This window comes from Kribbella endophytica, from assembly GCF_054781295.1.
Genome location: NZ_BAAGUR010000001.1, coordinates 3,730,829 through 3,743,166 on the forward strand (window position 1 = coordinate 3,730,829; position 12,338 = coordinate 3,743,166).

The 12,338-nt window shown below is 68.6% G+C and carries 12 protein-coding genes; 9 read left to right on the plus strand and 3 right to left on the minus strand.

The genetic code is table 11. The annotated features are described in order from the left end of the window. The first annotated feature begins 29 nt into the window (after window positions 1–29). The gene (locus ACYVIO_RS17815) at window positions 30–3,479 is read left to right on the plus strand and encodes a GTPase domain-containing protein (protein ID WP_460651894.1); all 3,450 of its coding nucleotides are present in this window, start codon (window positions 30–32) and stop codon (window positions 3,477–3,479) included. Next, window positions 3,476–5,155 carry a GTPase gene (locus ACYVIO_RS17820; RefSeq protein WP_460651895.1) on the plus strand — a complete coding sequence of 560 codons (1,680 nt, stop codon included), beginning with the start codon at window positions 3,476–3,478 and terminating at the stop codon, window positions 5,153–5,155. Before ACYVIO_RS17815 ends, ACYVIO_RS17820 begins: the two co-directional genes overlap by 4 nt. Before the next feature lie 60 nt (window positions 5,156–5,215). Here ACYVIO_RS17820 and ACYVIO_RS17825 read toward each other — a convergent pair whose 3' ends face one another. After that, window positions 5,216–5,836 carry an SRPBCC family protein gene (locus ACYVIO_RS17825; RefSeq protein ID WP_460651896.1) on the minus strand — a complete coding sequence of 207 codons (621 nt, stop codon included), beginning with the start codon at window positions 5,834–5,836 and terminating at the stop codon, window positions 5,216–5,218. Window positions 5,837–6,009: 173 nt separating this feature from the next. Here ACYVIO_RS17825 and ACYVIO_RS17830 point away from each other — a divergent pair, with 173 nt between their 5' ends. The 4 genes from ACYVIO_RS17830 to ettA all read left to right on the plus strand — a co-directional run bounded on the left by ACYVIO_RS17830 (window position 6,010) and on the right by ettA (window position 9,594). Continuing rightward, window positions 6,010–6,453, plus strand: coding sequence for a single-stranded DNA-binding protein (locus ACYVIO_RS17830; RefSeq protein WP_460651897.1), 444 nt, complete (start codon window positions 6,010–6,012; stop codon window positions 6,451–6,453). 40 nt (window positions 6,454–6,493) lie between these two features. Beyond that, entirely contained in the window at window positions 6,494–7,264 is a 771-nt protein-coding gene (locus tag ACYVIO_RS17835) for a DinB family protein (protein WP_460651898.1), read from the plus strand. Next, complete coding sequence (locus ACYVIO_RS17840; RefSeq protein ID WP_460651899.1) at window positions 7,245–7,838, plus strand: hypothetical protein; 594 nt, start codon at window positions 7,245–7,247, stop codon at window positions 7,836–7,838. Before ACYVIO_RS17835 ends, ACYVIO_RS17840 begins: the two co-directional genes overlap by 20 nt. Window positions 7,839–7,911: 73 nt before the next feature. Then, window positions 7,912–9,594 carry an energy-dependent translational throttle protein EttA gene (ettA, locus tag ACYVIO_RS17845; RefSeq protein ID WP_460651900.1) on the plus strand — a complete coding sequence of 561 codons (1,683 nt, stop codon included), beginning with the start codon at window positions 7,912–7,914 and terminating at the stop codon, window positions 9,592–9,594. 82 nt (window positions 9,595–9,676) lie between these two features. Here ettA and ACYVIO_RS17850 read toward each other — a convergent pair whose 3' ends face one another. Then, window positions 9,677–9,949, minus strand: a complete 273-nt coding sequence (locus tag ACYVIO_RS17850; RefSeq protein ID WP_460651901.1) for a hypothetical protein — start codon at window positions 9,947–9,949, stop codon at window positions 9,677–9,679. A gap of 101 nt (window positions 9,950–10,050) precedes the next feature. Here ACYVIO_RS17850 and ACYVIO_RS17855 point away from each other — a divergent pair, with 101 nt between their 5' ends. The 3 genes from ACYVIO_RS17855 to ACYVIO_RS17865 are packed head-to-tail and all read left to right on the plus strand — an operon-like array spanning window position 10,051 to window position 11,485. Beyond that, window positions 10,051–10,389 carry an ArsR/SmtB family transcription factor gene (locus ACYVIO_RS17855; RefSeq protein ID WP_460651902.1) on the plus strand — a complete coding sequence of 113 codons (339 nt, stop codon included), beginning with the start codon at window positions 10,051–10,053 and terminating at the stop codon, window positions 10,387–10,389. Then, a complete protein-coding gene (locus ACYVIO_RS17860) occupies window positions 10,386–10,862 on the plus strand; it encodes an SRPBCC domain-containing protein (protein ID WP_460651903.1) in 477 nt (158 codons plus the stop codon). Before ACYVIO_RS17855 ends, ACYVIO_RS17860 begins: the two co-directional genes overlap by 4 nt. Continuing rightward, window positions 10,859–11,485, plus strand: a complete 627-nt coding sequence (locus ACYVIO_RS17865; protein ID WP_460651904.1) for a dihydrofolate reductase family protein — start codon at window positions 10,859–10,861, stop codon at window positions 11,483–11,485. Before ACYVIO_RS17860 ends, ACYVIO_RS17865 begins: the two co-directional genes overlap by 4 nt. A gap of 36 nt (window positions 11,486–11,521) precedes the next feature. Here ACYVIO_RS17865 and map read toward each other — a convergent pair whose 3' ends face one another. Beyond that, window positions 11,522–12,292 (minus strand): type I methionyl aminopeptidase, encoded by a 771-nt coding sequence (map, locus tag ACYVIO_RS17870; protein WP_460651905.1) that lies wholly within the window; start codon window positions 12,290–12,292, stop codon window positions 11,522–11,524. Between the last annotated feature and the right edge of the window lie 46 nt (window positions 12,293–12,338).

Genomic DNA, 12,338 nt, shown 5'->3' on the forward strand with positions numbered 1-12,338 from the left:
AGGTTCCGGACCAGGCGGAGCCTGCCCGGATGACAACCGACACCGGTGCCAAAGGCAAAGGCTTCTGGCGCCGCCGCAGGCGCAAGACGGACCCCGAGCCCACGCCCGCCGCGGAGCCGAAGTCTGCCTCCGAGTCGACGCCGGCCGACGCCGACGCGACCGCGCCGACTGCTGACGCGGAGTCGACCGCCAAGTCGAGCGAGCCAGCTACCGCCGACGCGAAGCCCGCCTCCGAGTCGACCCCGGCCGACGCCGAGGCGACGGCCGCGCCTGCTGCTGACGCGAAGTCGGCCGCCGAGTCGAGCGACCCGGCCACTGCCGACGCGAAGCGCGCCCCCGAGTCGGCGTCCGCTGATGCCGAGGCAACCGCGCCTGCTGCTGACGTGAAGCCTGCCTCCGAGTCGACGCCAGCCGATGCCGAGGCGAGTACGCCTGCTGACGCGAAGCATGCCGCCGAGCCGACGCCAGCCGATGCCGACCCGAAGCAGGAGTCGGCCTCCGAGTCGACCCCGGATGCTGCCGAGGCGAAGCCTGCCGCCGATGGGTCGACGGATGCCTCTACCGAGTCTTCGCCGGAGGCTGCCGCGGCGTCTTCGAACAAGTCGGCGGAAGGCGACGAGGCCAAGCCGACCGACGCGGTTGAGCCCGACAAGTCTGAGCCGGTTGACGAGAGCAAGGACAAGCCCGCCGACGAGAACAAGTCCGAGCCGTCCGAGAACGAGGGCTCTGGGGACGACCGTCCGGCAGTTGGCGTCACGTACGCGCCGGAGGAGTCGCCGGACGGATTCCCGTTGGAGTTCGGCGAGATCATCATCGGTCTCCCCAAGGGCGAGGTACCGGAGTCCGAGCGGATGGTCGACCCGCTGACGGTCGCCGCCGACGTACCGGACGACAAGCCCAAGAAGTCCTCGAAGAAGACCGCCGCGAAGAAGCCCCCGGTAGTTGCCGAGACCCCCGAAGAGCCGGCAGCAGAAGACGCCCCCACCGACGAGAAGGTCAAGGACGGGACTCCGGCGGCCGACGTACCGGATGAGCCGGCAACTGCCGAGACCACGCCGGACACCGAAGAGCCGACGGACGAAGCCGAAGCCAAGGACGAACCCGCAGCCGACGTCGAGGAAGCCGCCACTCCGGCAGCCACCGAGGCCGAGGAAGCCACCGAGGCAAAGGCCGAAGCCAAGGACGAGCCCGAAGCCACTGAGGCAAAGGATGAGCCCGAGGCTGCCGAGGTAGAGGAAGAGCCGGCGGTAGTTGAGGCGAAGGACGAGCCTGAGGTCGCCGAGGCGAAGGACGAGCCCGAGGCTGCCGAGGACGAGCCTGCGGCGGTTGAGGCTGTTGAAGAGCCGGTAGTTGCCGAGGAGTCGGCGAAGGCGGACGAGCCTGCTGACGAGACTCCGACTGAAGACTCTGCGGCGGACGAGCCTGCGAGTGAAGATGTCGCGGACGACAAGGCAGAGTCTGTTGCATCGGCTGCAGATGAGTCTGCGGAGGAGCCGACGTCCGAGGACGCCGAAGCTTCTGACACCGACGAGGCTTCGGACGAAGCTGACTCGGACAGCGAGGCTGCTGAGGGTGCGAGCGCTGCCGAGGGCGTGAGCGCCGACGAGGCCGCTGACTCCGCCGAGGCCGACAGCGATTCCGCCGAGGCCGACAGCGACTCGGCTGAGGCCGACGCAGACGACGCCGGCAGCGACTCGGCTGAGGCCGAGGAGGCCGACGACGCCGAGCCTGAGGTTGTGCTTTCGGCTGAGGAGCTGGCGGCGAAGGCTGCCGAGCAGCAGGCGGCGATGGCCTTGATCACCGCGCTGATGAAGCTGCGTGGAGCGCTTGCCGACAGCAAGCTTCCGCTCGACGTGGTGGGGGCCGACGAGGCCCGTCAGCAGCGGAAGGCGATGCTCGACCAGCTTGACGACTACGTGCTCCCGCGTCTCGTGCAGCTCGAAGCGCCCGTCCTCGCGGTGGTCGGCGGATCCACTGGCGCCGGCAAGTCGACGCTGGTCAACAGCCTGATCGGCCAGGTCGTCAGCGAGCCCGGCGTACTCCGCCCGACGACCAGGTCCCCGGTCCTCATCCACCACCCGGCCGACGCCGAGTGGTTCGCGGGCGACCGTGTCCTCCCAGGGATGGCACGCTCGAGCGGTGACAGCCCGGGCGGCATGGAAGACCCGGGCCAGATCCGTTTGGTTGCCGCGGACACCATTCCGCGCGGCCTCGCCGTACTGGACGCCCCGGACATCGACTCCGTCGTCGAGGCCAACCGTGACCTCGCGACGCAGCTCCTCGCGGCGGCGGACCTCTGGCTGTTCGTCACGACCGCCGCCCGGTACGCCGACGCGGTGCCGTGGGAGTTCCTGCAGAGCGCCTCGGACCGCAGTACGGCGGTTGCCGTCGTACTGGATCGCGCCCCGGCCGACACCATCGACGACATCACCGGCCACCTGGCCCAGATGCTGCTCGAGCGTGGGCTCGGCGACTCGCCGTTGTTCAGCATCAAGGAGACCGTGGTCGACGACCGCGGCATGCTGCCGAACGAGACAGTTGCCTCGATCAAGGACTGGCTGATCGACCTGGCCGCCGACGCGGAGGCGCGTTCGGCCGTCGTACGGCGGACGCTGCAGGGTGCGGTCACCGCGATGACGAAGAAGACGCCGGCGTTCTCGAAGGCGGTCCGGGACCAGGCCGACACGTTCGTCGAGCTGCGTGCGAACGCCGAGACGGCGTACGAGCGGGCTGTGAAGGACATCGCGAAGGCGACGCAGGACGGCACGATGCTGCGCGGCGAGGTGCTGGCCCGCTGGCAGGAGTTCGTCGGGACCGGCGAGCTGCTGAAGGGCCTGCAGACGAACGTCGGACGCATGCGCGACAAGGTCCGTGCGTCGATCGTCGGCAAGCCGCCGCCGACCCGCGATCTCAACGACGCCGTCGAGTCCGGGCTGGAGTCGTTGCTGCGCGAGCACGCGGAGGCCGCGGCCGAACGGGCCGAGGAGTCGTGGCAGTCGACCGCGGCCGGACGGCAACTGCTCGCCGCCGGTGAGCGCGACCTGGGCCGGATGTCGAAGGACTTCCCGGCGGCTGCCGGCCGCGCGGTGCGCGAGTGGCAGGGCTACGTGCTCGACCTGGTCCGCAAGGAAGGCGCGGACAAGCGGTCGACGGCACGCATCCTGGCGTACGGCGTGAACGGCCTGGGCCTGTCGCTGATGGTCGTGATCTTCGCCAGCACCGCGGGCATCACCGGTGCCGAGGTCGGCGTCGGTGCGGGCACCGCGGTGGTCGGGCAGAAGCTGCTGGAGGCGGTGTTCGGCGACCAGGCGGTGCGTAGCCTGGCGGCGAAGGCCCGCCAGGACCTGGACGATAGGGTTCATGCGTTGATGGATGCCGAATTCGCCCGCTACCTGGCTGTGCTCGACCAGCATCCGGTCGACCCCGAAGCACCCAGGCAACTGACCGAGGCCGCGCGCGCGGTGGAGGACTGCACGTGACGGGAATTGTGGATACGGTCAAGGGCCTCGTACGCGGCTCTTCCGATGTCCTGACCAAGATCGAGGCCCTGGAGGACGCGGCCGAGGCCGGCAAGGGCCGCCTCGACCAGGTCGTGCTCAGTGAGGCCGAGCAGATCGTCGACCGGGCCGGGCAACGGCTGCGGATGTCCGGCGACCTGACGGTGGTCGCGCTCGCCGGTGCGACCGGCTCCGGCAAGTCGTCGCTGTTCAACGCGCTCACCGGGCTGGACCTGGCCGCGATCGGTACGCGCCGGCCGACCAGTTCGATGCCGCTGGCCTGTGTGTGGGGTGAGGAGCCGGCCGGTGAGGTGCTGAACTGGCTGGGCATCCCGCGTCGTCACCAGGTGCAGCACCGCAGCTCGCTGGAGGAGGCGCAGTCGGAGGACCTGGACGGACTGGTCCTCCTGGACCTGCCCGACCACGACTCGACCGAGGTCGAGCACCGGCTGATCGTCGACCGGCTGGTCGAGCTGGTGGACCTGCTGATCTGGGTGGTCGACCCGCAGAAGTACGCCGACGCCGCGCTGCACAACCGCTACATCAAGCCGTTCGCGTCGCACTCGTCGGTGATGGTGTTCGCGCTGAACCACATCGACAAGCTCACCGAGGAGCAGCGCAAGAGCTGCCTGACCGACCTCGACCGGCTGCTGAAGGCCGACGGGCTGAAGAACCCGACCGTCGTCGGTACGTCGGCGGTCAGCGGCGACGGTCTGGCCGAGATGCGCGGCCTGCTGGTCAAGCGGGTCAGCAACAAGCGTGCCGCGCGTGAGCGGCTCGCGGCCGATGTCGACCGCGTCGCGGACCGGATGGCCAGCCAGTGCGGTTCGGCGAAGACGCCGGAGATCGCCAAGTCGGACATCAGCGAGCTGGTCGACGCGCTGTCGGATGCTTCCGGCGTACCGGTTGTTGTCGACGCCGTACGGCGTTCGTACCTGCAGCGCGCTCGCGCGGCGACCGGATGGCCGGTGACCAAGTGGCTCGGCCGTTTCCGGCCGGACCCACTGCGGCGGCTGCACCTGGACAGCGGCGCACGCCAGCAGGGCAAGGCGGCGCGCAAGTCCGCGTCCACCGAGGTGTCGATCGCCCGCTCTTCGTTGCCTGCGGCAACACCGGTGCAGCGGGCCCGGATGGACACCGCCGTACGGACGATCACGAACAAGGCGGCCGAGGGACTGTCGCGGCCGTGGGCGGACTCGGTGCGTACGGCGGTTCGCAAGCGCGAGGAGTCGCTGGGCGACGAGCTGGACCAGGCCGTCGCGCGCACCGACCTCGGCGCGACGTCGACGCCCGGCTGGTGGGGCGCGGCACGGTTCCTGCAGTGGCTGCTGTTCCTGGTGGCGCTGGGCGGCGCGGTGTGGCTGGCCGTTCTGGCCGTCGTCGGGTACCTGCAGCTGGAGGATCCGCCGCTGCCGCGGTGGAACGGGATCCCGTACGCGACGCTGATGCTGATCGGTGGCGTCGTGATCGGCGTACTGGTGTCGCTGGCTTGCCGCCTGTTCGCCACGAACGGCGCGAACCGACGGGCCCGACTGGTGGCGCGGGCGCTGCGTTCGGAGCTGGAAAAGGTTGCCGACAGCCACGTTGTCGACCCGGCCCGCACCGAGCTGGACGCATACACGATCTGTCGCGACAAGCTGGCGATCGCCCGGCGCTGAACCGCCCGTAGAACAAGAAGAAGCCGGGACCGCTGGAGGCGGTCCCGGCTTCTTTGTGCACTAGTTCTCGGGCGGGGTCTCAGGGACGTACTGGGCCATCGCGATCGCGATCGCCTCGTCGAGTTCCTGCTCGGTCGTCGTACCGGAGGCTCGGATCACCTCGATCCACTCCTTGATGCAGGCCTCGTTGTACTCGACGACCTCGGGGGAGTTGGCCATCTCCACCGGGTCCGCGTCCTCGGGGAGATCTCCGTCCAGGTAGAGCGCGAGTCCGGCGACGGCGCCGTCCCAGCCCGGGCCGACGTACAGGGCGCCGGCGCCGCCGGGAGCGGGCGGGCCCTCCATCGAGTGCTCGAGCACGAACTCGGTGGTGTCACCGGTTCCAGGCGTCAGCTGGACCTCGAGCACGCTGGTCGGTCCGCCGAAGGTCACCTTGTAGCGCGTGGGCGGCTCGCACTCGAGGATTTCGCCGCCGGCGTTGCCCTGGATCTGGAAGCTGCCGCCCACCTTGAGCTCGCCGGTGACGGGGGAGAACCAGCGGGCCATCCGCGCCGGGTCGGTCAGCGCGTCCCAGACCTCCTCGGGCGTTCCCTGGTAGGTGCGGCGCATCCGCACCGTCGCCGTCTCGCCGGTCCGGGTGACCTCGCGCTGGACCGCGGTGATGTGTTCCAGGATGTCCATCGGTGTGCTGCCGCCTCTCGTGAAGTGCTTGCCGGGCTCCAGAATGCCGGGGTCCGCTTATATAAGTCAAGGCTAAGGCTTTGAGGTTGTCCCCAGCCTCGGAAGTCGTACGCCGCAGCGGCTCGGTCGCGGGCATCTTCTCTGGTGACAGCACATCCGCGATCGGAGGAATCATGAGCAATGACGCGTACTTGACCCTGACCGGCTGGGTCGGCAGTGAGGTCGAGCTGAAGAAGTTGGACGGCGGATCGACGGTGGCGTCGTTCCGGATCGGCTCGACGCCGCGGACCTTCGACAAGGGCCAGAACCTGTGGGTGGACCGCCCGACGACCTGGTTCACCGTCGACTGCTGGCGTTCACTGGCCCAGAACGTCGCCGACTCGATCAACCGCGGCGATCCCGTCGTGGTCTACGGCCGCCTCAAGACCAGCGAGTGGACCGAGAACGGCGAACCCCGCTCCCGCACGCTGATCGAGGCCTTCTCGGTCGGCCACGACCTGTCCCGCGGCACGACGACCTTCCGCAAGCAGCTGCCCCAGACGCTCGGCTCGCAGTCGTCGCCGTACGACGACCTCCCGGTCGAGGCGAACCCGTTCAGCGCCGAGGAGGCGGCATGAGAAGTGGACTGTTCGGGAGCGGCCGGGGCAGGGTGAGCGGGTGAACGAATTCGTCAAGCAGAACCTGACCGGCGCCCGGTTCGAGGACGTCTACCTGACCGGCGCGAGCTTCCACGACGTCGACCTGTCCGGTGCGCGGTTCCAGTTGGTCGACCTGAGTGGCGTCACGATCCGCGGCGCCGCGCTGGTGAACGTGGAGATCGACGCCCAGATCGAGAACCTGCGGATCAACGGGGTGGACGTCGTACCGCTGGTGGAGGCGGAGCTGGATCGTCAGCAGCCTGAGCGGGCGAAGATGCGGCCGACGGATGCTGACGGTTATCGGGAGGCGTGGGCCGCGCTCGAGCGGTTGTGGGAGGAGACCGTTGAGCGGGCTCGGGCCTTGCCGGCTGAGCGGTTGCACGAGCGGGTCGACGGCGAGTGGTCGTTCATCGAGACGTTGCGGCACCTGGTGTTCGCGACGGACGCCTGGTTCAACCGCGCCGTTCTCGGCGACCCCGCGCCGTGGGATCCGCTCGATCTCCCACACGAGGAGATGCCCGAATCGCCTTCCGTTCCTCGCGATCCGGACGCCCGTCCGAGCCTGGACGAGATCCTCGCGGTGCGCGCCGAACGCCAGGCGGCGGTCCGGGGTTTCTTTGCGGACCTGACCGACGAACAGCTCGCCGGCTCGACGACGCCTGTGGTCGAACCGGGGTATCCGGAGTCCGAGAGCTTCCCGGTGACCCGGTGCCTGCGGGCCGTCGTACAGGAGGAATGGCTCCACCGCCTGTACGCCGAACGAGACCTGGATGCGCTCATGGTCCGTTGATCGCTGGTGGGGCTGCTGTGTCGAGGGTGGGTACGGGGTCGGTATGTACTGGAAGCTGCTGGCCGCACCCCGGTGGATCGTCGGTGGTTCTGCGGCACTGATCGTCTTCGTGGGGTACTCGATCGCGTTCAAGCTGACCAAGGACCTCTCGTGGACGAGCGCTCTGCTGATCGGCTCTGGTGGGGCTCTGGTGGTGTTCCTGGCGACCGTGGCGGGGCTCAGCCTGCGCCTGCGCGAGCTGAGGGCCGTCGAGGCTGATCAGTTGGTACCTGGTCAGCAGGCGGAGGCCTATCGGGCGGCCCAGCGTGGCGAGGTCCATCCCGATCCGGTGATTCGTGCCGCTGCGCTGCGGATCGCCAACCATCGGGTGACGGGAGGGGTGCGGCAACGCAGGGTTCTCGTGGGGGTGGGCGTTCTGGCCGCGGTCTCGGCTGTCGTCAATCTCCTGGCTGGGAACGTGTCGAGTGCGGTGGTCGGGTTCGTGGGGGTGGTTGCGTTCGGGGTCCTCGTTCGGCAGTTGACCACCGCTCGGCGGCGAGCTGTTGAGCTGGTGAGGGCTTCTGACCGGACCTGAGCGGGGCTGACCGGGCGGTGAGCGTGGACGGCCGGTTGGGATTGGGTGGGGGGCAGCGCATAGGCTCTGGAGCATGGCGGAATTCATCTACACGCTTCGTAGTGTCCGGAAGGCGCACGGGGACAAGGTCGTGCTCGACAACGTCACCTTGAACTTCCTGACCGGGGCGAAGATCGGCGTGGTCGGGCCGAACGGCACCGGCAAGTCCTCGCTGTTCAAGATCATGGCGGGACTGGACCAGGCCTCCAACGGTGAGGCGCGCCTCGCCGAGGGCGCCACGGTGGGGATCCTGCTCCAGGAGCCGCCGCTGACCGAGGGCAAGACGGTCCTGGAGAACGTCGAGGAAGGTGTCGGCGACACCAAGAAGAAGCTCGACCGGTTCAACGAGATCAGCGCCGAGCTGGCCGATCCCGACGCCGACTACGACACGCTGCTGGCCGAGATGGGTGACCTGCAGACCGAGCTCGACCACCGCAACGCGTGGGACGTCGACGCTCAGCTGGAGCAGGCGATGGACGCGCTGCGCTGCCCGCCGGCCGACGCGATCGTCGACAACCTGTCCGGTGGTGAGCGCCGCCGGGTCGCGCTGTGCAAGCTCCTGCTGCAGCAGCCCGACCTGCTCCTGCTCGACGAGCCCACCAACCACCTGGACGCCGAGTCGGTGCTCTGGCTGGAGCAGCACCTGCAGAAGTACCCGGGCGCCGTCCTGGCGATCACCCACGACCGGTACTTCCTGGACAACGTCGCCGAGTGGATCCTGGAAATGGACCGCGGCAAGACCTACGGGTACGAGGGCAACTACTCCAAGTACCTCGAGACCAAGCAGCAGCGGCTCGTCGTCGAAGGCGCGAAGGACGCGAAGCGGGCGAAGATCCTGGAGCGCGAGCTCGAGTGGGTCCGGTCGAACGCGAAGGCCCGCCAGACCAAGAGCAAGTCCCGCCTGGCCCGGTACGAGGAGCTCGCCGCCGAGGCCGAGCGCTCCAAGAAGCTCGACATCGACGAGATCAACATCCCGGCGGGCCCGCGCCTGGGCAGCACCGTGCTCGAGGTCAGCAAGCTGGAGAAGGGCTTCGGCGACCGCAAGCTGATCGACGGCTTGAGCTTCTCGCTGCCGCGGGCCGGCATCGTCGGCATCGTCGGCCCGAACGGTGTCGGCAAGTCGACGCTGTTCCGGATGATCGTCGGCGAGGAGACGCCCGACAAGGGATCGCTGAAGCTCGGCGAGACCGTGCGGATCTCGTACGTCGACCAGTCCCGCGGCGGCCTGGACCCGAAGAAGACGGTCTGGCAGATGGTCTCCGACGAGCTCGACTACATCAAGGTCGCGAACTTCGAGATGCCGAGCCGCGCGTACGTCGCGTCGTTCGGATTCAAGGGCCCCGATCAGCAGAAGCCGACCGGCGTCCTGTCCGGCGGTGAGCGCAACCGGCTGAACCTCGCGCTGACCCTGAAGATGGGCGGCAACCTGCTGCTGCTCGACGAACCGACCAACGACCTGGACGTCGAGACCCTGCAGTCGCTCGAGGACGCCCTGCTCGAGTTCCCCGGCTGCGCCGTGGTGATCTCCCACGACCGGTGGTTCCTCGACCGCGTCGCCACCCACATCCTCGCCTGGGAAGGCAACGACGAGGACCCGTCCGCGTGGTTCTGGTTCGAAGGCAACTTCGCGTCGTACGAGGCCAACAAGATCGAACGCCTCGGCGCCGAAGCGGCCCGCCCCCACCGCGTCACCCACCGCAAGCTGACCCGCGACTGAGACAGGTCACCCGAGTCCCCGAAGCCCCACTTCCCTAGCGGGAGGTGGGGCTTTGGCGTGCACCGCGGATGCGCCCTCGGGCTTACTCGTAGAGCGACGGGCCGCCGGCATCGGCGGCGTCGGCCGCTTCGCTGAGCCACGCGGCGAACCCTCGTGCCTCGTTCGCTGTGATGAGCAGAGTCGCGCTCGCGCCACCGTCATCGATCGGGCTGAAGAAGCCGTCGGGAACCCGCATGGTGAAGGTCACCGCCGTCCGTTCACGACCGGCCACCCGAAACGCGGCCGCCCGGACCATGCCGCTACCACCGGACTGCACGCCGTCCTGGTCTTCCCACAAGGTCCTCGGCTGACTCATCCGTGCAGGGTAAGACGGCTGCGCGGTCGCGGCCACACGGGGCCTGCCGCCTGAGCCGCAATAGTTTGCTTCTGGGCTTAGTGTGGGTAATACTTAGCCTTATGGCTCAGTATTTGGCGGAGGTCGACGGGGTGTTTGTCGCGTTGGCCGATCCGACTCGGCGGGGTGTGATCCGGCGGCTGGGGCGGGGGCCGACGAGTGTGGGGGAGCTGGCCGGTGAGTTTCCGATGACGTTGCCGTCGTTCATGAAGCACGTTCGGACGTTGGAGTCGAACGGGCTGATTCGGACGGTCAAGGTCGGGCGGGTTCGGACGTGTGTGCTGAACCGGGAACGGCTTGCGGTGGTGGACGACTGGCTCGCGGAGCAGCGGGCGGTGTGGGAAGAGCGGACTGATCGGCTGGAGAGTCTGGTCGACGAACTGATGGAGGAGGAGCGATGAATCCGGAGCTCGATCTTGTGGTGGAGCGGGTGATTCGCGCGCCTCGGGCGGTGGTCTGGAGTGCGTGGACAGAGCCGTCGCGGTTTGCGCGGTGGTGGGTGCCGGCACCGACGGTGTGCCGGGTCGATCGGCTCGAGGTGCGGCCCGGCGGTGCGCTGGTGACGCGGATGAGCGACGACGGCGAGACGTTCGTTCCCCATCTCGACGCGAGTTTCGTGGTGGCCGAGGAGCTGGAGCGGATCGTGTTCACGAACACGATCGACAGCTCGTGGCGGCCGACGAATCCCGAGCCGATCGCGATGACGGCTGAGGTCACGTTCGCCGATCACGCGGACGGGACGGCGTACCGGATCGTCGTACGGCATGGTGATCCGGCCTCGCGCAAGCTGCACGAGGAGATGGGGTTCGCTGACGGCTGGGGTTCGGTCACCGCGCAGCTGGCTGAGGTTGCCGAGAGCGAGGCGGCGAGATGAAGCTTGTCCTCACGGAGTTCATCACGCTCGACGGCGTCAGTCAGGGGCCTGGGTCGCCGACCGAGGATCCGAGCGACGGGTTCACCCAGGGCGGCTGGCTGATTCCCTTCCTGGACGAGACGTTCGTACGGCGTACGTCGGAATGGCTCGACCTGGCCGATGGGCTGCTGTTCGGTCGACGCACGTACGAGGCGTTCGCGCGGGACTGGCCGGAGATCACTGACCCGGACGATCCGTACACCGGGCGGATGAACGCGCTGCCGAAGTACGTCGTCACCAGCACGCTGACCGAGGGCTCGTGGAATCCGACGACGATCCTCGAAGGTGACCCGGTCGAGTCGGTGGCGAAGCTCAAGACCGAGCCGGGGCGGGAGTTGCAGATCCATGGCAGTGGGCGGTTGGGCAACGCGCTGCTCGCCGCTGGGCTCGTTGACACGCTTCGTCTGGCGGTTGCTCCGACGGTCGTTGGGTCCGGTCGTCGGCTGCTCGATCACCCCGGTGCGCCCGTCGGTCTTCAACTGACCAAGCACGAGGTGACCGGCACGGGCCTGCTGTTGCTCGAGTACGACGCGACGGGCACGGCTGAGGTCGGCGAGTACGAGGGAGTCGGCGCGTTCGTCTGACTCGTCGGCGCACAGCGCGCCGACGAGCGAGCGGGACTACCTCGGCAGGGTGAGGATCTCCGCTCCGTTGTCGGTGATGGCGATGGTGTGTTCGCTGTGCGCCGTACGGCAGCCGGTGGCGCTGCGGAGAGTCCAACCGTCGTCGTCGGTGACGAGCTCGGCGGTGTCGGCCATGATCCAGGGCTCGAGAGCCAGCAGCAGGCCGGGGCGGAGTTTGTAGCCGCGGCCGGGACGGCCGGTGTTGGAGATGTGGGGGTCCTGGTGCATCGTCGAGCCGATGCCGTGGCCGCCGAACTCGGTGTTGATCTCGTACCCGGCGTCGCTGAGGACCGTGCCGATCGCGTGCGAGAGGTCGCCGATGCGGGCGCCCGGGCCGGCGGCGGCAATGCCGGCCTTCAGGGCGCGTTCGGTCGTGTCGATCAGCGCGACGCTCTCCGCGTCCTTCGACTCGCCGACGATGAAGCTGATCGCGGAGTCGGCGGCGACGCCGCCCTTGAGGACGGCGAGGTCGAGGCTGAGCAGGTCGCCGTCGGCCAGCGTGTAGTCGTGCGGCAGGCCGTGCAGTACGGCGTCGTTGACGCCCGTGCAGATGTAGTGGCCGAACGGTCCGCGCCCGAACGACGGCGCGTAGTCGACGTAGCAGGACTCGGCGCCGGCCTCGAGGATCATCGCCTTGGTCCACTCGTCGATGTCGAGCAGGTTCGTGCCGACCGTGGCCCGGCTCTTCATGGTCTGCAGGATCTCCGCGACCAGGGCGCCGGTCTCCTGCGCGCGAGGCAGTTCGGAGGGGCTGAGGATCTCGATCATGCGGCGCCTTTCGTGCGTACCAATAACTATCCCGGCCATATTATCC

Coding starts and splice junctions, on each gene's coding strand:
- ACYVIO_RS17825 (WP_460651896.1), bottom strand. CDS start 5,836: ATGGACATCCTGGAACACATCACCGCGGTCCAGCGCGAGGTCACCCGG.
- ACYVIO_RS17850 (WP_460651901.1), bottom strand. CDS start 9,949: ATGAGTCAGCCGAGGACCTTGTGGGAAGACCAGGACGGCGTGCAGTCC.
- ACYVIO_RS17830 (WP_460651897.1), top strand. CDS start 6,010: ATGAGCAATGACGCGTACTTGACCCTGACCGGCTGGGTCGGCAGTGAG.
- ACYVIO_RS17865 (WP_460651904.1), top strand. CDS start 10,859: ATGAAGCTTGTCCTCACGGAGTTCATCACGCTCGACGGCGTCAGTCAG.
- ACYVIO_RS17855 (WP_460651902.1), top strand. CDS start 10,051: ATGGCTCAGTATTTGGCGGAGGTCGACGGGGTGTTTGTCGCGTTGGCC.
- ACYVIO_RS17815 (WP_460651894.1), top strand. CDS start 30: ATGACAACCGACACCGGTGCCAAAGGCAAAGGCTTCTGGCGCCGCCGC.
- ettA (WP_460651900.1), top strand. CDS start 7,912: ATGGCGGAATTCATCTACACGCTTCGTAGTGTCCGGAAGGCGCACGGG.
- ACYVIO_RS17860 (WP_460651903.1), top strand. CDS start 10,386: ATGAATCCGGAGCTCGATCTTGTGGTGGAGCGGGTGATTCGCGCGCCT.
- ACYVIO_RS17840 (WP_460651899.1), top strand. CDS start 7,245: ATGCGCTCATGGTCCGTTGATCGCTGGTGGGGCTGCTGTGTCGAGGGT.
- map (WP_460651905.1), bottom strand. CDS start 12,292: ATGATCGAGATCCTCAGCCCCTCCGAACTGCCTCGCGCGCAGGAGACC.